This window comes from Legionella gratiana (assembly GCF_001467695.1).
Lineage (GTDB): Bacteria > Pseudomonadota > Gammaproteobacteria > Legionellales > Legionellaceae > Legionella > Legionella gratiana.
In genome coordinates, this window is the sequence record NZ_LNYE01000020.1 from 601,105 (window position 1) to 624,565 (window position 23,461).

The window sequence follows — 23,461 nt, forward strand, 5'->3', positions numbered from 1 at the left end:
ATACTGGAGTTATTTTAAATCGAGGTAAGCAGTTAAGGAAAATAAGCGATGGGAAAAGGAATTATTATACGAGTGCCCCATGGCACTGAATTATCATTAGAATTAATTAGTGCCTTAGAAGTTCGCTTTCCGGGCTATATTCTAGAAACCTACCACCAGAAACCTGATTATCACCGTAGTTTTGCTCGTCGTGTAGATAGCCTTCACAAAGCGTTCTCTTTTCTTCTTGACGCTTATCCATTTCCTACAAAAAGCACTCCTTTAACTAAAGAAACGTTAAAGGCATACGTGGATGAGTGTAAGTTAGCCACTACTGAAGCAAAAGGATCAGTAGATGAATTGCATAAAGAGTTGGAGCGATTCACTGCCAAATTAATCGAGCTTATTGCTTTGAATTGGGGCTGTTCTGATATTAAAGAGGCTGTAGAACTACTGAATGAGGCAGAACAATATGCGTTAATGCGCGAAGGTCGTTATGACTTAGCCACATTAATCCCTATGAAGTTGGGACAAGATGTAGATTATGTCCTTCAGTTAGACGAATCACTACCCCCATATTACGATCAATTACTGGATGAATTAGAGTTAATTAAAGCTAAAAAATATCCAAAAACACCCGAGTGGCTGCGTGATCTTAAGGAATATCAACATGCCTATTTTTGTAACTTAGATCAAGGAATTACATCCTATCTTGAAGTGATTCGAGATTTTAATAGTTTTTTAGTGAATTGGTCTTCAATAAAAAAGAAAGCACTAAACATAAACACTGATTTACAACAAATTGTTAGTGGATCCCCACCACTTCCTTCTTGGTTTAATGCGTTAAGTGTCCATCAACGAGAAATGGTTCGAATTTTAGCGGAGGATCCATTCTCGTTCGATAAAAAATTAACTCAATTTAAAGGGCTGCTCACTAGTGATGTTTTTAAGTGGGAAATCTGGGATACAGCAACGCAGATTTCTAGTCTTCCTCAATGGTACTGGGTATTGTCTGAGCATCAACAGTTTTTCTTAGAGCACGCACTTAAAGGAGTTGAACACGTAGAGGATGCGGTATCCTTTTTATCGAGCCGTCATCGTACCTTGCCATTGCCTGCAAATTATGCGGCTCACAGCTTGTTAGGATTAAGTCAAAATGGACACATACGTGAACTATCGGCCAAGCGTTATCGTTCAAGCCATATTGCAACTCGTGACGGATTAAAGTGGCCTAAGGCTGTACAACAAAGACATAGTGACTCAAATCTCGATAAAGTGATGGAGTACTCAAAGCCAGGTCGACTTGCTCTATTGCAAACACTGATTAGCCCAATACATGGCACAGATTATGTGCCTAACTGGATTACGGATTATTTGCCAACGTTGCCACCTGATTTTGATTTGTACCATTTAGCTCGTTCTGCTGTAGAACGGCGGCGAGAGATTCAACCCATTCTCCAGAATAATCATCCTTATAATATTGCAAAGCGACTTTATTATACTCAAGCGTATGATAAAGACAGTTTATCTCTATTAAATGAGGCAAAGAAATACGTTTCTTTCACGCCGGGGTTACAGGAGCTCTTAGATCAATATCAATCTGTTCTAAAGTCAGCACTAGGTACGGCAACAATTTTTGATTATGCAGGTAGAGAATTATTTTTGAGTTCTCTTGAGCAATTAATTATCTTAAGACTCGGCGGACATTCTTATGGGTCTTGTGTTAGTGGCAAAGATAGAAAAGCTATAGAGCTTATTCACACCGATGCAATGATTCTATATAAGGAACTGTATGGTAGTTGGCCGATATTTGATGAGTTTCCGGATAAAGAAAATCGCATTCGTTTTGTTTCTCTAGTAGCCGACCTTTATATGAGCCGTCATCAACATGAGCATGCAGGACAAAATGCCCCTGGATCGGAGGGGATTAAAACTCCTGACTGGTATCTACCCGAAGATATTGCAGCAGAAATCAGAAAACGTTTGGATAGTGATCGAGCACTTAAAGACGATGATCGTGCAGCAACGGATAATGAAGTAAAGAATATTTTTATTGGGGGCAGTAAGAAACTCAAGGAGTATCTGCTCCCTGAAAATAAATTGTTATGTTGTTTGGTTGCTAGGCAATTAGGTGAGGTCAATTGTACGAAACTTTACGATGCATTACATTCATTGATTAATGAAAGAAATCTATTTATTCCACAAGAACTAAGTTCGCGTTGGACTACATCGTTCTTTTCTTCCGAGAGTAACCCGACTCCTGATGGTATAAAACAGATTCTTGAATTAATGCTGAATCCCTCATCGGGTAAAGATAATATCATACGAATTGAAAAAATATTGCAAATCGCTTCAGAGCGACCTCAATCTGACTGTAGTCGTACTGAGGCAACTAATTCAGTTTATGGATGCTTACGCTCCTTTTTAAAACGTAGTGAAAAGGGGGCTAATTTTTCCGAACTTGTTGCAACAACGGTAGAAGAATGGACAAAATTATTCGAAGAATCCAAAAAGGCACATGTTAAAGAGATTGAGTATACCCACAATTAGTCAAGTATCCCTTCAGGGGGTATGCTTTCCACTTGGTGAAAGGATGGATTTGAGCGCAGGTTGCACGAAAATAATGCTGAGGAAACGGAGCATACGTCAGTATGTGAGGCTTCCGAAGTGCTATTTTCGTTCAAGATGCGCCAAATACAGCCTTTCGGTGCATGAGGCGTGAACGCTTACTTAGTCAATGTGGCCTGGTTTATATATGTATCCCAGGCTACATTGCTTTTAAGGTTAGAGTATATGTTCCAGTCCATAGAGTAAGGTAGTTAATCCTAATACTTTTTGACAGGACAGAACGATACCGGGCATAAAAGAACGGCGGTCAATACAATCATCTGTAATTGTTAGTGTTTCACCTATACTGCCAAAAATAACCTGTTGGCGTGCAATCACTCCCGGGATTCGTAAAGAATGGATATTTACATCGCAGTGAGAGCCACCACGGGCGCCGGGAATTAATTCTTTGAGATTTAATTTATTTCTAGGGCTTTTTCTTGCTTCAGCAATCATTTCAGCTGTTTTTAAAGCAGTGCCCGAAGGCGCATCCAATTTTTGTTGATGATGTGCTTCGATAATTTCTACTTCAGGAAAATATTCTGCAGCTTTAGCAGCGAAGATCATCATTAAAACAGCACTAATTGAGAAATTGGGAACAATAATTCCACCTATACGGTGGCTTTCACAAAGTGCGGTTAATTCTTTAATTTGGCTGGGAAGAAGGCCTGATGTTCCAATAACAGGATGTGCTTTATGATTGATAATCGTAAGGCTGTTTTTGTAAACACAGTCTGCACGAGTTAAGTCAACAACGATTTGAGCTTGGGTATCATTAATCGCTTGAGCTAAATTATCCTCTCTCCCAAGTTCTGCCACTAAATCAAATTCCTTGTGATTTTTCAGCGTGTCACAAGCTAGAGCGCCCATTTTACCTTTGGCTCCATTAACAATAATACGAGTTAGCATAATACTCCTTAACGAAGTTTATTTTTTTCTTTCTTATTTTTTTTAGAACCATAGTGAGTATTCCAAGCCCAAACTGTTGCAAAAGGCCAACCAATAATGGTAACTTGCATGATCAATGAAATGATTGCTCCACCGGGATTATCATCTATAAGAAGCAAAAGCCATGGAAAGAATGTCGCAACAAATAATATAAACAGTTTTTTAAAAAAATCCATCATTTACTCCACAAGTTTCGTTATAAAAAGGTTACACATTCACGGTTTATCAACGAAGTTGCCAAGAAATCTTGGTAATACAAATTCTATTAGACTTCTTTCCAAACGCTACTGGAGTGGAGAATGGTTTCGTCTCATGTACTGGCGTGAACACTCCAGTTCTATGCTCCGTTTCTCCTCGCACCTCTCTCACTGCAGTGAGTTTGGGAAGAAGTCTAGTCTAATTATAGGACTATCATCCTCTTTTTTTCTACTTAGATTATCTATTTTTACCTTATGCTATGAGACATCACAGAGTACTTGCAAACAATCAATAAACATTGTACATTGTGCGCTCATTCTAAATGTGCATGATTTAATTCCAGATATGACAATCAATATCTAAACAAGGGTACACTTATGAGAAAACAGGAGCTGCACCCACGCACCGCTGTTATTAATAAAACTCAGAAAAACAAGTCTAAAAAAGCACGAACAAATGCTTTGTTATGGCTGGCTGTAAATTTTCCTGCAGCATTTGATAATTCGTTACGAATCCGCCCATTAAAAATAGGGATTATGGATGATATTTTGCTTCACGCAGAAAAAGCGGCAGAAGTTGGTATTTCTAAAAGCAAATTAAGAGAAGCTGTGGTTTTATTTACTCGCCGTCTTGATTATTTAGCATGCTTAAAGCTCCGAGAAATGCGAATCGATTTGCAAGGCAATGAAGTTGGTGAAGTGAGTGCCGAGGAAGCTGAATATGCAGCAGCTAAGATTAAAAAACGTGTTGAAAAAAGTGCACGAAATGCGCGTAAAGTTCTGACAGATAAAGCAACCTCCACTTCTACTTCTAATCAACAAAGTTCGAGTTATCATTCAAAAGTAATAAATCAATCGACTAACTCAACAGACGATTATTTTCCTACTTATCCAGCACGATCAGCCTACAATTCCCTAAGTGCAACAACACAACCGGTTAGAGCGACTGCCGTGGTGGTAAAACATAAATCAACAAAACAGTATGATCCTGATGCTGTAGCACGATTGAAAGAAAAATTAGGGTTGTCCAGAAACTCCGAAGAGAAAAAAGAAATTATTGAAGAGTAAGGTGGTAATCGTTCAAGCCTCATACGTAATAGCTCAGGTGCCCCTAATCAGCAAGCCTGGTTTGTTGATCGTACCGATAAGGTACTGTTGATCCCGTATTACGGCTATGCCTAATACGGGCTACATTTGCATAGATACTCATTCAATTAGGGAGTAAAGGTTTTTTCTATACTCTCTTTTACTACTGATACTCCTGACTCCAATGTGAAAAAGCGACTCGATGCTCTGGGTGAATATTGAGATTTCTCTACTGAATTATTCTTGATATTTTCTGAAGAATTCAATGAGGTTGGTTCTGAGTTTTCTTTCTCTTCTGTTTTTGTTGCAGAACTTTCAATGTCACTTTGTGCTTGCCATTGTTGTAACACTTTATTCATGCCCAACTGATTCAGCAATGCATTTTGTTGTTCTGTAAATGAAAACTGTGGGGGACTTTTTACATATTGCTGTAACAAAGCGAAGCATTGATTAATGTAATCATTATCCTGAGTACTAATAAACTCATCAAGCTCATTGTTCTTAATCTTTGCCAATTTTGCCAAAACCACAATGAGCATTATGAATTGGGAGGCTTCTGTTTGTGTTGCCAGTGAATCGTGGGCATTGATCACTTTGCGGGTCAATGGGCAAATAACTTCTTCATGAGTTAAATCTTCTCCACTATCATCACGTAATTTTTTTCGATGTGATTCTAACTCTACCGCCTGTTGGGTAATTAATTCTTCAAGATATTGAGGAAGCAATTTAAATCCATCTGATTTATCAGAGGACTTCAAGATTTTCCAATAATCATCAACCAAATGTGCTACATTCTGGTCACCAATCTGTTTCAGTCTATTGATTATAGCTATTGATGCTTCTTCATTTTGTTTGGCAACCATGTGCGCCATTATTAACCCACCGTTGATGGCATTGCATATCATACGAATTTGAGCCTTGTCTTTCCCTTCAGCTACAAGAAATCGTAAAATATTTTTTAATTCTGCCTCATAAGATTTATCTGTATTGCTACTTTGAACAACCAAAGCAATCTCACTTTTATCTTGTGGTGCTTTGGCTATAAATTGACGACTTTCCTCCATTTGCTTTGTCATTTCTTGTAAACTGCTGGCTGACATCAATCTTAATTGATCTGGTTTTCGGTAAGAAACAAAAACAGGATCGTTAGGGATAACAAGAGCAGCCGGATCAACAAGGCGATTGACAAAATCCTCAATTTGAACACTAGAACTCGACAAATCGATATTTTTCAGCCATTTATACATACCTATCTCCAATATCATTTTATTTTAAATCAGATTTCTATTCTATTATTTGTTTTGTGTTGAGGCCTATTATTTCGCTCCATCGAAAATTGATTATAACAATGCTTATCGCATTGCTATAAAGCTTTAACCATCTGCTGTTTTGCTAGATGATTTTCTGAGATAATCTCAGGGGTATTATTCTTCTTGAAAAAGCCAAGTTTAATTCGAACTGTGACTACCGGCTCGGGTTTGGCATTCTTTGTATCCAAATTAAAATTATTAGTAATCTCTTCGACTAATGTTTTTAAATAGGAGTTGTTGGGGGTTTCTAGGTTATATTGATCCATGCGTGATTGAAAATAAGCACCTAAATCATCTTTATCTAGATTAAATTGTCTTGATAGAACGCTCATTTTTAACAATTTAAGCATCGTTTCAATTTCAAATACATAAGCATTTGCTTCATTATTTTTAATTTTGCCATAAACGTTAAATGCATGGCCTGCTTCGTGGACGAGTATCCCAATAATATCAATTTTGCTTCTTTTGGGCTCAACTAAATAGGCATGACTAATTGCGATTGTTACATTCGGAATCCAATCTTCATGAAATTGCTTTAATTTTTTATAAGTAACTTCGGTTACAAAAATTGCTGGATTACCTCGTACACCAATAAATGAATTTTGCTGAGGAAGATTAATTTTTAGTTCAGGAATAGTGGCGTAAGTGCCATTTCTTAATCCTTCAAATCCAATTATTTGACAATACAGTAATATTTTTCTCATTTCTTCATGAGTCATAATCCCTCCTCAGTTTCTTATAAGATCAGCATCAAAAAATCAATTTATCCATTTTGAAATCACATTACTCATGAAAATAACTTGAAGTTTATTTATATGTCAATACATATTGATCATAATTTATTCTCATTAGGGAAAATAAATGACATCAGATGCTAAATTGACTATGTTGTATTGTTAGTGAGATGAGTAGTGAGTTGTGTCAGTTTTTGAAGTTATGAAATTTTGTTTTTCAAGTAGCCATGCAACAAAGAATGGAGCGGGTGATGGGAATCGAACCCACGCTATCAGCTTGGGAAGCTGAAGTTCTACCATTGAACTACACCCGCAAAAATAAACGTATGATAACTCGAATATAGGAGTTATTTCATTCAAGTAAATTTATTATAATCTATAGTTGAATAATCTCCATACTGTTTGTTCCCCCAGCTGTACCAATGACTCGACCTCGTGTTAATAGAATAAATCCATTTTTCTCAAGATGTTTTAGCTCAATTAACTCATCAAGTACTTGTTTATCCAGAGTTTCGGATGAGAACTGATGATAATTCATAAACACAGGAAAAACATTATGGGCAAGACACAAGCGGCCTATGGTTCGTTTATTAGCAGATACCGCGATAATAGGAACGGTACTTTGTTGTCTTGATATCCATAATGCGGTATCACCTGATTCGGTTAAGGTAATGATGGCTTGGATGGGAAAGTGGTTTGCAGCATGCATTGTGGCCATGGCAATCGCTTGATCCGCACGTTTGTAGTGACAGGACTCGCCAGTACTATGGTAATAAAAACTGGCATGCTTTTCTGCACTTAAACAGATCTTATTGACCATGGAGACCACCTTAATTGGAAATTGGCCACTAGCGGTTTCAGCAGATAACATGACGGCATCCGTTCCATCCAGTATGGCATTGGCAACATCGGAGACTTCTGCACGGGTGGGTTGAGGATTGTTAATCATTGATTCCATCATTTGTGTTGCTGTAATAACCACTTTATCCAAACGGCGTGCTTCGCCAATAATATGCTTTTGAATTGCCGGTACTTCAGCAGCACCTACTTCAACACCTAAATCGCCCCGTGCTACCATGATGGCATCAGATTCTTGAATAATTTCTGTTAAATATTCCAATGCCTCCATACGCTCAATCTTTGCAATAATCGGTATTTTTTTTCCAAATTCATTCATAAGTGCACGAGTATGCCTAATGTCTTCTGCATCTTTTACAAAAGACAGACTAATGTAATCTACTTCTGCTTCTATGGCAGTGTGTAAATCACGTTTGTCTTTATCAGTCATCGTCCTTGCTGCTAATCCGCCTCCTTTCCTGTTTAATCCTTTTAGATCACTTAGTATGCCGCCCTCAATAACGTTACAATGAATTTTAGAATCAACAATAGTCATTACTTCTAATTCAACCAATCCATCATTGAGCAGCAAGTGATCTCCTGGAGTCAACTCACGAGATAGATTCGGATAAGCAATAGAAACTTCATTTATGTCGCCTAATCGATCTGGAGCATTGCAATCCAAGGTAAAATTTTGACCTTCAACCAAAGTAATTGATTTATTCTTAAAACGGCCAATACGAATTTTAGGTCCTTGTAAATCGGCCATTACTGCTAATGGGCGATTTAATTCTTCACTAATTTGTCGCACTAAGGCAATAAGTTGTAGCGCTGATGCATCAGCATGAGAAAAATTAATTCGTATGACATCAACACCAGCAGTCAACATGGCGCGAAGTTTCGCGGGATCGCTACTGGATGGCCCTAGAGTGGCAACAATTTTAGTTTGGCGTAACATCTTTAGCACGCTCCTGCAAAATGGCAACAGCGGGTAAGGTTTTTCCTTCTAAATACTCCAGAAATGCCCCACCGCCAGTGGAAATATATGAAATCTGTTGATTGAGATCATAGAGATCAATTGCTGCCAATGTGTCACCACCACCAGCAATGGAAAAGGCGTCGCTTTCAGCAATAGCAATGGCTAAGGCACGAGTACCATAGGCAAATTGAGCAAACTCGAACACGCCTACTGGTCCATTCCAAATAATGGTTTTGGCTTCATTAATAATGTCGACGTATTCACTCACAGTCAGAGGTCCAATATCGAGAATCATGTCATCAGATGCGACATTTTGTAGTGATTTGTTATAGGCTGGGCAATGCTCGCTGAACGATTTACCTACTACAACATCAGTTGGCAAGGGGATATGACACCCTTTTTCTTTGGCTAATTGAAGAATTTCACGAGCTTCATGAAGCAAATCCTCTTCATAAAGAGAAACGCCTATTTCAAATCCTTGCGCTTTGAGAAATGTGTTTGCTATTCCTCCGCCAGGAATTAAAAAATCAACAATACCCACTAATTGTCGTAATAAACTGAGCTTTGAGGAAACTTTAGCGCCACCTACAATAGCAACAATGGGTTTTTGTGGTGCTTCAAGTGCTTTATCTATGGCGTGAAGTTCTCTTACTAACAATGGACCTGCAACTGCAATCGGTGCATACTGAGCAACTCCATATGTGGATGCTTGAGCACGATGTGCGGTTCCAAAAGCATCCATCACAAAGATGTCACAGAGATGAGCAAGTTTTTTAGCAAGTTGCTCATCATTATTTTTTTCGCCAACATTGAAGCGTACGTTTTCACAGACAACTAACTCACCAGGTTTTACATCGATACCATTGAGGTAATGACTTTCGAAACGAACGGGATAATTTAAGTGTTCACTTAAGTATTCCGCTATGGGCTGCATGGAAAAACGTCTTTCAAATTTTCCTTCTTCAGGACGACCTAAATGAGATAAAACCATGACTGCAGCACCAGCAGCTAAGGCAGCGTCTAAAGTAGGTAATGCAGCCTGTAATCGCTGGTCACTGGTAATAAACCCTTCTTTAATAGGGACATTTAGATCCTCACGAATTAGTACCCGTTTTCCAGACAGGTCTATATCGCTCATTTGTATCAGGTTCATCAGTTATCTCCAAATCGGGGTTAGCAACTCATCATTTGCTGTGCTGTATCAAGCATACGATTGGAAAAACCCCACTCGTTGTCATACCAAGCGACTATTTTCACCAGATTGCCAAATACTTTAGTTTGAGTGGTATCAAAAATAGCTGAGGCTGGATTATGGTTAAAATCGCAGGATACTAAGGGATCATCATTAATTTGCAAAATACGGCTTTTTGCTTGACGAACAATATCATTTACTTCTTTTGCTGTTGTTTCACGTTTTGCAGTAAAGGTTAAATCAATAACTGAAACATTAAGAACTGGAACACGCATTGCAAAACCATCAAGTTTACCAGCGAGTTCAGGTAATACTAATCCTACGGCAGCAGCAGCACCTGTTTTTGTAGGAATAATGGAGTGAGCTGCTGCACGTGCACGGCGCAAATCTTCATGACTTCCATCTAAAAGCATTTGATCGTTAGTATACGCATGAACCGTATTTAATAAGCCATACTCAATTCCTAAAGCATCATTTAAAGGTTTTACAACTGGAGCTAAACAATTGGTTGTACACGAAGCATTGGAAACGATGAGGTCCGATGATTTGAGTGTGTGATGGTTTACTCCATACACTATAGTTGCATCAACATTCTTTCCTGGGGCTGAAATTAATACTTTTTTTGCACCAGCAGAAATATGTTGCATTGCCTTTTCACGTTCTGTAAAGAAGCCAGTACATTCCAAAACTAAATCAATGTTTAATTCTTTCCAAGGAAGATTTAAAGGATTGCGTTCCGCGATGATTTTGATCGCATGTCCATCGATAATTAACATATTTCCTTCAACGGATACATCTGCTGGAAAGTGGCCATGTGTTGTGTCATAGCGTGTTAGATGTGCCGTCACATCAATTGCAGATAAATCATTGATTGCTACAATTTCAAATTCATGTTGTTTTTGGGATTCAAAAATTGCTCTTAAAATACAACGACCAATGCGGCCATAGCCATTAATCGCAACACGTATTGTCATATTACTTCTCCAATATTTTAGTAATAACTAGGTTACTTTTATTCCAAGAGGTTTATTGTTACCTGAGTATACAAAGCCTCACTTAGGAGCTAGAGAACAACGCTTCTTAACGTTAAGGCTTTGCCTTCATTCTGGTTACAATAATGTTTCTAATGTTTTAACTATTCGCTCAACAGTAATCTCCAAGAATTGGTATGCTTGAGCCGCTGGGGCAGACACACCAAAACGGTCCAAGCCTATTACCGCACCTTTTAGACCAACAAATTGATACCAATAAGCAGAACTGGCTGCTTCAATTGCTATGCGTGTGTGAATATTTGGAGGCAATACCTGATCTTTATAATTTTGGTCTTGCTCCAGGAATCGTTCCGCACAAGGCATAGAAATGACTCTCACTTTCAGTCCTCGGGCTTTCACTTGCTCGGCAGCGGCAATCGCTAACTGAACTTCTGAACCTGTTGCAATCAATAGAGCATCAGGAGTGCCATCGCAATCGGTAATAATATACCCCCCTTTTTTGATTAATTCAGCTGCGGTTTCACTATGTGGCAATGCAGGTAAATTTTGTCTTGAAAGCAGTAAAGACGTTGGCCCATTATGATGCTCCAAAGCAAGCTGCCATGCAACAGCGGTTTCCATTAAATCGGCAGGTCGCCATACACTCATTCCAGGAGTCATTCGTAGCATAGACGCATGCTCTATTGGTTGATGTGTCGGGCCATCTTCACCTAAACCAATAGAGTCATGTGTAAAGACATAAATGACACGTTGCTTCATTAGCGCGCTTAGTCGTACCGCATTTCGCGCATAATCTGCAAAGACTAAAAATGTTCCACCATAAGGAATAAATCCTCCATGTACTGCTATACCATTCATAATCGCTGCCATAGCGAATTCGCGAACGCCATAATAGAGATAATTACCGGAATAGTCGTGAGCAAAAATTGCTTTACTGCCTGACCAGTCGGTATTATTCGAGCCTGTTAAATCTGCTGAGCCACCGAGCATTTCAGGTAATAGCCGTGCAAAGTATTCGATGCATTGTTGTGACGCTTTACGTGTTGCCATGGCTTTGTCATTTTTGCGACATTGTTCAAAGAATACACCACTGTGATTTTGCCACTCATCAGGAAGATCTCCATTGATGCGGCGTAAAAATTCATAATGTTCTTGTGGATAATATTGCTGATACTCATTCAGAAGCGTTAACCATTGTTGTTCCTCTTTTTGTCCTTGCTCTACTTGATTCCATTGTTGATAAATAGAGTCGGGAATAACAAAAGGTTCATGTTTCCATTTAAAAAATTCACGGACATTGGCAACATCTTGTGCACCTAATGCAGAACCATGAGCTTTCTCACTCCCAGCAACGGAAGATCCTAATCCAATTATTGTATTGCAGATAATTAACGTAGGCTGTGTTGTATTCGCTTGTGCTTTAAGGATAGCTTGTTCAATCTCATCCATATCATGGCCATTTACTGCTTCGATGACGTGCCAATGATAGCCCCTAAAGCGTGCTGGTGTATCGTCAGTAAACCAAGAGTCAACTTTTCCATCAATAGAAATACCATTGTTGTCGTAGAAAACAATTAGTTTTCCTAAGCCTAAGGTCCCTGCTAACGAACATGCTTCATGGGAAATGCCTTCCATCAAGCAACCATCACCTACAAATGTATAAGTATAGTGATCGACAAGATTAAAATTATCCTGATTGAAGTGGGTCGCTAATACACGTTCCGCTAGAGCCATACCTACTGCATTTGCTAAACCTTGTCCGAGAGGGCCTGTAGTCGTTTCTACTCCAGGCGTATGACCCAACTCTGGGTGTCCAGGCGTTTTCGAATTTAATTGACGAAAATGTTTCAGATCTTCCAGAGAAAGAGTGTAACCCGTAAGATGAAGTAATGAATAAAGCAGCATGGAGCCATGTCCATTGGATAATACAAAACGATCGCGATTAAACCAATGAGGGTTTTGGGGATTGTGTTTTAAAAATTTTTTCCATAACACAGTCGCTATATCTGCCATACCTAATGGCATCCCCGGATGTCCTGACTGAGCATGTTCTACTGCGTCTACACTTAAAATACGAATGGCGTTAGCTAATTCTTTGAAAAGATTCATGGGATCTCTTGTCTGTAACTTGGGAGCATTATTGTCGCTCAGAAGACATAAATCAGCAAGAATACAAGTTTGTTTTTAACCATTATTTTGCAAAAAGATTTTATTTTGATCGATTATTCTGTTTAGTGAGCAAATCTCTCTCGAGTTATAAGCGGCTCACAAGAATTGGTTTTTGCTTGGTTTATCAATTAATAATCACTATTTATGTCATAGAACGTATAGTTCATATTATAATCTCTTTATGCTTATTTATGTAATTTAGGTTTATTTTTTTACTTTTAAATTTATTTATAGACAAAAAAATAATGATCACGATAGAATGTTTTTTCTCTTCAAAGTACATTCTAGGGCATCATGACCCCGATAATTCGACGCTTACAAGATAGTTTATCTGAGCTGCCTTTTTCTGAGGTAGAACAAAATCCATTAAATTGGACGTTTACCGAAAGTATTAGAAAATTAGGGCCTGATTTTTATTGTAAAGTAGTACCACTTCATTTAGTTCTTAGCCTCGAGTACAGCTTGTTAGGGCAGCAACTAAGGGCAAAATTTCTATCCAAGCAAGCACTTCATAAAAAGGAAATTGAAGAGCAGTTAATTGCCGCTTTAATGATGGCTGAACTTTTGGAGCATGTTTATCAGCACTATCTCAATGTTCCAAGAGAAGTAGTGCGCTTACGTCAGCACCAAAAACTGTATCGCGAACTATTGACGGAAATCATTAAACCATTACCTAATGAACCTAAAAAATTAGAAATCAATTCTTCATTTTCTCAAGATGTTCGTAATACAACGGTCTTATTGAATTTGTATCGGTTGCTATTCATTCGCTCTAAACGAGCTTTTGATGTTATTGCTACTCTTGGTACTGTTTCTGAGTCTTATCGTAATTTCGTCAGGATTCTGGATAAATATACTGATCCCGTATTAGCGAATTTGGCATGGCTTTTTTTCATACCTCGCTTGTCAGTGAACGTTTTTTTACTCTTGAAGCATACTGTGCCCGGTTTTTGGATGAGCGAGGAAGAAAAATCTTTAGGTTTAAGGGTGCGTTTTAATGCGCAAATGCAGCGTAGGTGGTTTGAATTAGGGAATGATAGTATTTGGCTGACAGCGGGTCTTGTTAATCGATTTATTTTAACAGGTGCATTAGCACCATTTGCTGTATATGTTTCCATTGCCTGTTTTGCTATTGATATTATTCTGTCTGTGACACGAGCCTATATTGAATTAAGCCGTTTGTATGACTTACAAAAACAATATAAATCCATGCTAAAACAAACAAGTAACTCGTCAGAATTAAAGAAAATTGAAGAACATCTTGATGCTATAAATAATCAACTCGATTTTGAATGGTTGCGACTTGGCTCACATATGATGACCACCACAGCTATTTTTCTATCAATGGCTGTAGCGCTACCTATATTGGGGTTTAATCCGCTTATTATTACAATCGGTGCTGCTTGTTTGGTTGCGGTTTGTTTTATAAATTTTGCATTATTCAAGATTATCGATGAGTCTCGGCCGAAAGATGCTCTAGTCATTCCACCAGGTGGGTTATCCAAATTAGGCATTTTTGCGAATAAGGTACATAAAGAACCAGCTTTGTTGCCTAAGAATGAGCATGACTTGGAATTAGAGAACTTATCGAGTTATTCAATCTAATTATTGCAAATTATTGTGATATGTGGTGATCCGGGGACAATCTTTATCATAGGTATAGAGGCATGATTAATTGAATGTTATGCTTAATGTTTTATATCTATTTTCGAAGGTAGAGTATGTCAGGAACAGTTGGATTACCGCAGTTTAGCCGTATTGATGTCAATCATTTTCAGTCTCATCTTGATGCAATGCTAAAAAAGCATTTGCAACAAGTGGAGCACTTACTCAAAGAAAATCCTCATTATACTTGGGATAATTTAATGTATCCTTTAGAGGATATGGATGATGAGCTCGAGCGTTTTTGGTCGCCATTGTCTCATTTGCACGGAGTGATGGATTCTCCTGAGTTGCGCAAATGTTATGATGCTTGTTTGCCACTGCTCTCTGCTTATGAAACGGCAATGGGACATAATCATGAGTTATATGAAGCTATTAAATCAATCGATAAACATACTCTTAACCCAATACAGCAAAAACTGATTGCAGACAATCTACGTGATTTCGAATTATCTGGAGTTGCTCTTGATAAAGAGCGCAAAAAGCGTTTTGAAGTGATTCAAACTCGCTTGGATGAACTAACCAATCAATTTGCACATAATATTTTAGATGCCACTCAAGCATTTACTTTGCATCTTAAAGATTCTACCCGCTTAGTAGGATTACCTGAGCACGCATTAAATACAGCCAAAGAATTGGCTGCTGAGAAGGGACTTGAAGGGTATGTACTTACCTTGGAGTTTCCTTGCTATTATGCAGTGATGACACATGCTGAAGATCGTAGTTTACGAGAAGAGATGTATTATGCTTATATCACTAGGGCTTCCGATCAGGGGCCCAGTGCAGGAACCTATGATAATACACCGTTGATTCAAGAAATTTTAGCATTACGTCATGAAGAAGCTCAGCTTTTAGGTTTTAACAATTATGCCGAATTGTCTTTAGCCACAAAAATGGCTGAATCAACCAATCAAGTTATGGATTTTATGGAGGATTTAGTCAAACGTGCTCATCAGCAAGCTGAAAATGAGTTTAAAGAATTAGAGCAATTTGCTGAGGAGCAATTTAGGTTAAATCGTGTAAAACCTTGGGACATAGGTTATTTGTCTGAAAAAAGAAGACAAGTGTTATTTACCTTATCACAAGAAGACTTACGACCTTATTTTCCTCAGCTAAAGGTGATGCAAGGTTTGTTTGAGCTTGTAAAAAAACTCTATGGGATGTCCATTGAGGAAATCAAGGGCGTAGATGTTTGGCATAAAGATGTTCAATGTTATTGTGTCGTTGATGAGCATAATAATGTACGCGGTTATATCTATACGGATTTGTTTTCCAGGCCTAATAAGCGCAGTGGTGCGTGGATGGATTCGTTACAAAGCCGTAGAAAATTGGAGGATGGTACAGTACAACTGCCTATTGCGACTTTGACGTGTAATTTTGCAAAGGCATCTGCAAATAAGCCAGCAATGCTTGCTCATGAAGAAGTAATCACTTTGTTCCATGAGTTTGGCCATTGTCTTCACCACGTTTTAACACAAGTAAACTATTTAGGTGCCTCGGGTATTAATGGCGTAGAGTGGGATGCGGTCGAGTTACCCAGTCAATTTTTTGAAAATTGGTGTTGGGAGAAAAGTGGTTTAGAAGTCTTAACTGCGCATGTGAATACTGGAGAATCTCTTCCTGATTCTCTCTTCGAACGCTTAATTACCGCAAAGAATTTCCAATCAGCAATGGCTATGTTAAGACAAATGGAATTTTCTCTTTTTGATTTTCGTATTCATAAAGAATACGTTCCGAATCAAGATTCACTTGTTAATGAGATTTTAGCTGATGTACGCTCCAAATCTGTTGTACCTATTGTTTCTTACAATCGTTTTCCACAGAGCTTTAGTCATATTTTTGCTGGTGGATATGCAGCAGGCTATTACAGTTATAGCTGGGCAGAAGTTTTATCCAGCGATGCTTTTTCTCGCTTTGAAGAAGAGGGTGTTTTAAATCCACAAACAGGCCATGATTTTTTACGCCATATATTAGAAGTAGGTGGTTCTAAAAAAGCTGCAGAAGCTTATAAAGAATTTAGGGGGCGTCCTGCGACCATTGATGCCTTATTACGTCATAATGGCATTCAAGGATAAATTGAATTCCGGGTTAAGAAAAAGGAATAGCCCGGAACGCTCTGTTGAATGCGACGAAATTTGATGGGAGGAAGCTTATTTTTTAACATTTTATGGTATACTTAAATGTAAGGGGGCGACCTGGCTTCGACGTGGGTTGCAAAACCAGAGGTGCATGCCGAGAATGAGAACTCTCGTAAATCAGACTCAACTAAATATAAATGCAAACGATGAAAACTTTGCTGGTGGTGAAGCTATTGCTGCCTAATAAGCACTTTAGATAAACCATCACTGTGTACTGGCCAATAAACCCAGTATCCCGTTCGACCGAGCCCGCTTATCGGTATCGAATCAACGGTCATAAGAGATAAGCTAGTGTCCTAATCTATCCCGGGTTAAGATGCGAAATTTAGGGAATCGCTGTGTATCATCCTGCCCGTCGGAGAATCCACAGTTAAATTCAAAAGACAAGGCTACGCATGTAGAGCTGAAGGCAGAGGATTTGCGGACGCGGGTTCGATTCCCGCCGCCTCCACCAATCATTAAAACTATTTCTGACCACTAATGACCATCATAAACCCATGTAGATCAACGAGTTAAATCCACTTTTCTGGTTGATGGGGTTGTCTTTTGTGGTGTTCTGTTGGCTCAAAAATCACCCAAAATATGTCCAAAAGTTTTGGAAAAGTACCCAATATCTGCCCAAAATTTTAGGAGAATTTAGTCACTTTGGATTGCCTTGTAGGAAATTGCGTAATGGAGTTCAAATTTGCAGTTGATTGTGATTCAAAATTGCAGGCGATTACAATTCAAAATTGCAGTCAATTGTAATTGAAGACTGCAGGTGATTACAATTCAAAATTGCAGTCAATTGTAATTGAAGATTGCAGGTGATTGTAATTCAAAATTGCAGTATCGAGTGATAGCGACATTGGCAGATTAAATAATCTATGTTAGCGCTTTCTTCTTAAGCACATAAGGTAGAAAGTGAGATGCCAATGGAGCGCCTAGATATGAGAAAGATCAAAGAAGTCCTACGGTTAAAATATAGTTGCGGATTAAGTAATGTAAAAATAGGACTAAGCTGCAATATCTCACGGGAATCAGTGCGTTTGTATTTGTTACGTGCATCAGCTGCTGGTTTAAGTTGGCCTGTACCCGAAGATTTGGATGATGAACAATTAGAAGGTTTGTTATTTCCAACGGAGTTAATCAGCGCACGTTTACCGCAGCCTGATTGTCAGCAGATTCATCAAGAACTGAAACGCAAAGGCATGACCCTATGGCTTTTATGGGAAGAATACAAAGTAAATCATCCAGATGGAATGAGCTATAGTCGATTTTGCCAATTATATCGTGATTTTAAAGACACATTGTCGGTCAGTATGCGCCAAACGCATGTAGCCGGTGAAAAGCTTTTTGTTGATTATGCAGGGATGACAGTTCCCTGGATTGAACCATTATCAGGTCAAATACATCAGGCACAAATTTTTGTTGCAGTTCTTGGTGCTTCTAATTACACCTATGTTGAAGCGACTGCAAGCCAAAGTATCCCTGACTGGATTAGCTTCCACGTTCGAGCTTACGGTGGATCCCTGATAAGTCCACTGTTGCTGGATATCAACCGGTGAGTGATTGGAACTTAAGCATGGGCACTACCAAGATCGGATAGTTAATTTATGCGGTCTAGTTGAGATTCTTAACAAGATATGTAAAGTTACTCAATCAAATTGCAGAGTACATGTTTCTTGCGAACGCTCGATTTTTGACAAAATCAGTCGGCATTACTAATTTAATTAGTGATACTGACAAATAATGTCAAACTCATATGAGTTGCACTTGGTTTTTTGCACTATATATGTTAGTTGAGCAAACTAAGTAATCTATGTATCTGCCCCACAAGATAAAAGGGAATGGATATAAAAGTATAGTTTACGGATTTCCCTAAATTATCTTTTACATCTACATTAGTTTTACTTGGATAATCAGAATTAATTCGCATGGCGAGAGGTAATTTTTTTAATCCCATGAAAACATGTAGTGACTTTAGGCTTCCTGTGGCACCAGCTTTTACTTCAATAGGTATAATTTTATTACCATGTTGGATTACATAATCAATTTCAGCACTTGAACCAGCCTCTTCTCTATGCCAATAATACAAAACTGGTTCAATATAGGGTGGTTCAATTGTTCTTAGCAATTGGCCAACTACCTGTTCAGCGATGCCGCCATTATTAATCAAAAGAATTTCATTTGTTGAATTAATTTGGTTTAAACTCAGTCCTAGTGCTGTACTACATAAGCCTATATCAAGGAAAACTTCTTTAAAAAATTTTTCTTTAATTTCAGATGCGAGGGGAACACCATTTGCTGAGCTACTTTGTACTCGGTGGCTAATTCGGGCTTTTTCTAACAGATCTAATACATGCTTTATTGTCGATGCTTGAATCGTTTTATTAACTCTACTAAATACAAATTTTTGTCCAAGCATTTTTGGAATAGAATTAAGTACTTCGTCTAATCTTTCTGTCGCTAAACGACCTTTATATTTTGAAAAGTCATCGCGATAGGTGGCCAATAAGTCATTTTGTATTTGACTAACTCTATTCAGAGAGCGTTCAGCAGCCCAATTAGAGACTACAGCGGGCATACCGCCGATAATCAGATATTCTTTAAATAAAGTAGTTAATTGCTCGTGAATCGCAGAGGGGAGCTCGACACTTAGGTCATATTGATTTAAATAGTCATAAAGTGATTCTTTGTCATTTGCTAATAAAAATTCATCAAATGACAATGGTTCCAAATGCATATAGCTAACTCGCCCAACCGGCATACTAAATGAGTGCTCCGCTAGAATAAATTCTAATAGAGAGCCAGCGGAGATTACTGCTAGTTGGGGTAAATCTTCTGCAAACCAACGGAGTTTGCTAAGCAGTTGAGGTGCTGCCTGTATTTCATCTAGGAATAATAAGCACTTTGGGGGATCTATTTTCTGATTTAATACCGTACTTAAATTTAATAAAATTTGATTTACATCATTAGAAGCAAAAAGACTGGCATAGGAAGGTTGCTTCTCGAAGTTGAGTTCAATTAATTGCATTCCTGTCTTTTCAGCTAAGTGCCTTACTAGCCATGTTTTACCAACTTGTCTTGCCCCACGAATGACTAATGGTTTCCGGTCAGGTGAAACTAGCCAGTTATCCATATAATTTAATAGAGTTCGTTTCATTTAATATACTTATCATTAGTAATATACTAAATTATAAGCAATAATATATTTAAGTCAACAAAACAGACGGTTGTTTTGATTATTAAACCAACAAAACAGCGTCCTGTTTTAATTAATAGCCATGGAAAACAGAGGGTTGTTATTTGAATTTTTAAAGTATTGAGGGCTAGTAACACCACATGATATTTACTTTAATCTCCATTAAATACTAATACTTACCTATTACTGGAGATTAAAGTAAATGATGGTAGAACAATTTTTTTATGACCACTCAACCAACCACAAATTGGGTTATCAAGCAACACCGAAGGTTAATTAAAAAATATAGCGGTTGTAAGGAAACAAATTCAATTCCCATATACGGAATCAAACTGAACAAAAACGCAATTGTTAACAAAAAACCACCCAATATCTGCCCAAAAAAGTTGAGCAGGATTTTGAGTTAAAATTTCAAGCAAAGTGATCTGGGTTGGGCTATGCCACCGATTTTTCGGATAGGCTCTTAAATTTTGGAATTAAATTGATTATTTAAATCAAGTGTCTTGATATACTCTTCTTTAGCAAGTTCGATGTATTCTGTTAATGTAATTTCACTATTTAAATGCATGCCTGCCAACTGTTTATAGAGTAAAATTAAAGTGCTCATCTTATCAAGAGAAACCTGTGTCGCAAGATACATAGGTCTACGTTCATCTGTTTCTTCTTGCTTCGTTAATTGGTCTAGATTTACATTAACTAGTTCAGTGCTTGTTGGTGTGAGAAGGTAGAGTTCCTTATAGAGTTCTTTCTTCTTTTCAATGGATGTTTTCGGGTCAAATAGCTGCTGTACTTGAGTGATATGGGAGGATAGGTTAATGCAGGTACATTTTTTATCTTTTAACCAAGAGACAAGAGAGAACGCTTGATTATTTGTTCCTTTTGCAACATTAGATTGATAAATATATCCGTAACATTCGTTTTCTTTTTGATGTGTCGCAAGCATTACATAGGAATGTCCCGGTACATCTATTCTGACGAGTTTAGGTAGATTTGTCATTAATTCATCATGGAGTTTTGTTATTGGCCGGGATAGGTCGTGATGAATAGCTGTTGACATATTTCTCCCTGTCATTAACTTACAAAAGCCGTTCGCCGTATAACCACAGCCTATAGGCAAAAAAAGACCTTGCTCAACTGGTATGTGATCCTTTGAGTCTTTATTCACAGTATTATCCATCATGAGTGCTGCATTTAACACCATCTCAAAAGGGAGGCCTTGTATGCTAATAAGAAAATTGGCATCGATTAAACTGTCTTTATTATTTTCAGCGTTGCATAAAATAGATTTATATAATTGGTGAAATTCAGCCCCATTGGTATTAGATGCATCCTCTTTTTTGTTTTTCTCTACATTAAAAAACATATTTATCTCCGTTTGTAAATCAATGGTTGCAATAAAATAAAACATCATTTTTAATTATAGCATTGGTTGGGTTTTTATAGATTCTGTCGAGATACAGCAGAAAACTCTTATCAACGTGAGTTCGATATTATTTTTAAGCCAAAATCAAAGGAATTTGCTGTAAATTAAGTGAAGGTTTTTTAGGCTGCAATGCGTAAACAGCTAATCCTACTAATAGATTCACCGTAAAATTGTTAATACTTCTGTGTCTCGAGTGCTCGATTTGGCTGATGTTTTTAAGTTGATCATAGAAGTCTTTATAGTATTTCTTATAAGGAGTGTCGTATATGGATTTAGCTTCATTAAAAATGGATAGGCTTAAATATAAATTGTCACAACCATTCGATTTTGAGAACGGTTATCGCTATTAAACAACCCGTGGAAAAGCATGATTATTCAAGGTGGATAAATATATCACTATTTTGGTCTAAATAAAAAATCTCTATATTCAGTGTAAGATAGCATATGGTAAATTGCTTGCAAAACCCCATGTCAAGGAAAGAATTATGAATAAAGAAGCCAGGGTTGTTCTTGTTTTATTATTGATTAGCTTGGTGACCTATGCTTCTAAGTACTCACTTAACGTTTTTATGACGCATCATCTTGCAAAATCTATTTATGGCGATTTCAGCATTGCTATTAAACTTTTGACGATAATGACAGCCTTGTCTCTTTTGGGAACAGATATAAGTTCAAAACGTTTCTTAGGTAAATATATAAATTTAAATCAAAAAGCAGATGCTATTGAATATGTTGCCTGGAATCTTAGGCTCATTAGTGTGACTTTTTTTATTTCACTACTTATTGCGCTAGCATCAACATTGCTGATGATTTTACTTCATCATTTCAGAGTGAAACATATTAACGATTATCATTTGGCGGTTTATGTCTTATGGCTCATCCCATTTTCTGCACTGCTATCATTGTTAAGTAGTTATCTTATAGTGGTTGATCGCATTTATTTATCTACATTATTGACCGAATTTTTAAAATATTTATTGCAAGTTCTTTTATTTATTTCTGTGGTTCTATTTGTTGAGCCAATATTAACGAATTTTTACATAGTCTCAGTATTACTAATCACGTTTATTTTACTTTTAACCTTGTCTCTTTTTTCTTTAAATCAGGACATCTTGGAGTTATTTAAGTATGGGTTTCATAAAGTAAGAAAAACACCGCTTACTAAAATGGATTGGCTAAAAACATCAGTACGATTAATTACAAATAACATCCTCTTTGTTATAGTTTCAGCTCTGGATTTACTTATAGTGGAGGTATTTGGCAGTAATGAAACAATGGTTGGCGATTATGCGGCCATTCTTACAATAATTGGTTTTTTGTGGCTTATTCCTACAACTGCCCTACAAGCTTTAAAATCCAAACTATCTTTTCTCCTCGAATCAGAGATGGGGAAAAAAGAGTTGCAATGTAAAATTAACAGCACTATGATGATTATTATTCCCACTACGATACTTGCTGGCTCAACGATTGTACTGTTTTCAAAAAATATCCTTGGTCATTTTGGACCAGATTATGTCAATGCCTCTCCCGCATTAATCATTTTAACATTCGGAGTAATGATGTCTTGCTTTGGTCGTATTGCTCCGGTTATTTTGATTTTTGGGGGATATGAGCAACTAGTTTTGCGTTGGACAATTTTTGAGTTGACATTCATGATTTTTGTGGCCATTCCTGCAACATATTATTTTAATATTATAGGAACGGCTTCTGCCACGGCGCTTCTTTTAACTGTAAAACCAGCGATATTAATTTCTATAGTTCGTAAAAAATTTGGATTGCGTGTGCTTTTTTTGTAAAAAATTGGCATCTGTCAGCAAGAATGTCACACCCCTAACGTTACTCAGGCATAGTCCTAATTGATGTTTATTCTTAAATTGCAATGAAATTCCTAGCTATATCTAAATGAGCGTTCTTCTTGCTCAATCTCTTGTGATTCATCTAACTCAACCTTCTTTGAACTTTCCTGAGTATATCCCTAATTTCAGCCACCTTATATTAAACCTAATCCAACGCATATCTTCTTG

The 23,461-nt window shown here is 37.6% G+C and carries 16 protein-coding genes, 1 tRNA gene, 1 other RNA gene and 1 pseudogene; 7 read left to right on the forward strand and 12 right to left on the reverse strand.

Going from position 1 to position 23,461, the window contains the following annotated elements:
* Positions 1-48 precede the first annotated feature (48 nt).
* Positions 49-2,529, forward strand: coding sequence for a hypothetical protein (locus Lgra_RS07395; protein WP_058498610.1), 2,481 nt, complete (start codon positions 49-51; stop codon positions 2,527-2,529).
* Between the two features lie 234 nt (positions 2,530-2,763).
* Here Lgra_RS07395 and dapB read toward each other — a convergent pair whose 3' ends face one another.
* Entirely contained in the window at positions 2,764-3,495 is a 732-nt protein-coding gene (gene dapB, locus Lgra_RS07400; RefSeq protein WP_058498611.1) for a 4-hydroxy-tetrahydrodipicolinate reductase, read from the reverse strand.
* Positions 3,496-3,503: 8 nt separating this feature from the next.
* Positions 3,504-3,710 (reverse strand): hypothetical protein, encoded by a 207-nt coding sequence (locus tag Lgra_RS07405; RefSeq protein ID WP_058498612.1) that lies wholly within the window; start codon positions 3,708-3,710, stop codon positions 3,504-3,506.
* 399 nt (positions 3,711-4,109) lie between these two features.
* On the opposite strand from Lgra_RS07405, the gene Lgra_RS07410 reads away from it, so the two are divergent.
* The gene (locus tag Lgra_RS07410) at positions 4,110-4,799 is read left to right on the forward strand and encodes a ProQ/FinO family protein (protein ID WP_058498613.1); all 690 of its coding nucleotides are present in this window, start codon (positions 4,110-4,112) and stop codon (positions 4,797-4,799) included.
* Between the two features lie 146 nt (positions 4,800-4,945).
* Here Lgra_RS07410 and Lgra_RS07415 read toward each other — a convergent pair whose 3' ends face one another.
* The 7 genes from Lgra_RS07415 to tkt all read right to left on the reverse strand — a co-directional run bounded on the left by Lgra_RS07415 (position 4,946) and on the right by tkt (position 12,970).
* A complete protein-coding gene (locus Lgra_RS07415) occupies positions 4,946-6,064 on the reverse strand; it encodes a hypothetical protein (RefSeq protein WP_058498614.1) in 1,119 nt (372 codons plus the stop codon).
* A gap of 116 nt (positions 6,065-6,180) precedes the next feature.
* The gene (locus Lgra_RS07420; protein WP_058498615.1) at positions 6,181-6,846 is read right to left on the reverse strand and encodes a hypothetical protein; all 666 of its coding nucleotides are present in this window, start codon (positions 6,844-6,846) and stop codon (positions 6,181-6,183) included.
* A gap of 255 nt (positions 6,847-7,101) precedes the next feature.
* Positions 7,102-7,175, reverse strand: a tRNA-Gly gene (locus Lgra_RS07425).
* Positions 7,176-7,237: 62 nt separating this feature from the next.
* Entirely contained in the window at positions 7,238-8,656 is a 1,419-nt protein-coding gene (gene pyk / locus Lgra_RS07430; RefSeq protein WP_058498616.1) for a pyruvate kinase, read from the reverse strand.
* Positions 8,640-9,830, reverse strand: a complete 1,191-nt coding sequence (locus Lgra_RS07435; protein WP_058498617.1) for a phosphoglycerate kinase — start codon at positions 9,828-9,830, stop codon at positions 8,640-8,642. The genes pyk and Lgra_RS07435 overlap by 17 nt, the downstream gene beginning before the upstream one ends.
* Before the next feature lie 20 nt (positions 9,831-9,850).
* A complete protein-coding gene (gap, locus tag Lgra_RS07440) occupies positions 9,851-10,843 on the reverse strand; it encodes a type I glyceraldehyde-3-phosphate dehydrogenase (RefSeq protein WP_058498618.1) in 993 nt (330 codons plus the stop codon).
* Between the two features lie 135 nt (positions 10,844-10,978).
* Positions 10,979-12,970: a transketolase gene (gene tkt / locus Lgra_RS07445; protein ID WP_058498619.1), complete on the reverse strand. Its 1,992-nt coding sequence runs from the start codon at positions 12,968-12,970 to the stop codon at positions 10,979-10,981.
* Positions 12,971-13,324: 354 nt separating this feature from the next.
* On the opposite strand from tkt, the gene Lgra_RS07450 reads away from it, so the two are divergent.
* The 4 genes from Lgra_RS07450 to Lgra_RS07460 all read left to right on the forward strand — a co-directional run bounded on the left by Lgra_RS07450 (position 13,325) and on the right by Lgra_RS07460 (position 18,377).
* Entirely contained in the window at positions 13,325-14,635 is a 1,311-nt protein-coding gene (locus Lgra_RS07450; protein ID WP_058498620.1) for a hypothetical protein, read from the forward strand.
* A gap of 116 nt (positions 14,636-14,751) precedes the next feature.
* A complete protein-coding gene (locus Lgra_RS07455) occupies positions 14,752-16,767 on the forward strand; it encodes a M3 family metallopeptidase (protein WP_058498621.1) in 2,016 nt (671 codons plus the stop codon).
* Between the two features lie 111 nt (positions 16,768-16,878).
* Positions 16,879-17,284, forward strand: a transfer-messenger RNA (tmRNA) gene (gene ssrA, locus Lgra_RS17220).
* Between the two features lie 475 nt (positions 17,285-17,759).
* A complete protein-coding gene (locus tag Lgra_RS07460; protein ID WP_058498622.1) occupies positions 17,760-18,377 on the forward strand; it encodes an IS21 family transposase in 618 nt (205 codons plus the stop codon).
* 230 nt (positions 18,378-18,607) lie between these two features.
* Here the strand turns inward: Lgra_RS07460 and Lgra_RS07465 are convergent, their stop codons facing one another.
* From Lgra_RS07465 to Lgra_RS17785, 3 genes and pseudogenes are all read right to left on the reverse strand, one after another.
* Positions 18,608-19,975: an ATP-binding protein gene (locus Lgra_RS07465; RefSeq protein ID WP_058498623.1), complete on the reverse strand. Its 1,368-nt coding sequence runs from the start codon at positions 19,973-19,975 to the stop codon at positions 18,608-18,610.
* 502 nt (positions 19,976-20,477) lie between these two features.
* Positions 20,478-21,377, reverse strand: coding sequence for a hypothetical protein (locus tag Lgra_RS07470; RefSeq protein ID WP_058498624.1), 900 nt, complete (start codon positions 21,375-21,377; stop codon positions 20,478-20,480).
* Between the two features lie 133 nt (positions 21,378-21,510).
* Positions 21,511-21,663, reverse strand: a pseudogene (locus tag Lgra_RS17785) (IS982 family transposase); the annotation flags it as partial.
* 259 nt (positions 21,664-21,922) lie between these two features.
* On the opposite strand from Lgra_RS17785, the gene Lgra_RS07475 reads away from it, so the two are divergent.
* Positions 21,923-23,233 carry a lipopolysaccharide biosynthesis protein gene (locus tag Lgra_RS07475; RefSeq protein WP_058498625.1) on the forward strand — a complete coding sequence of 437 codons (1,311 nt, stop codon included), beginning with the start codon at positions 21,923-21,925 and terminating at the stop codon, positions 23,231-23,233.
* The last annotated feature ends 228 nt before the right edge of the window (positions 23,234-23,461 follow it).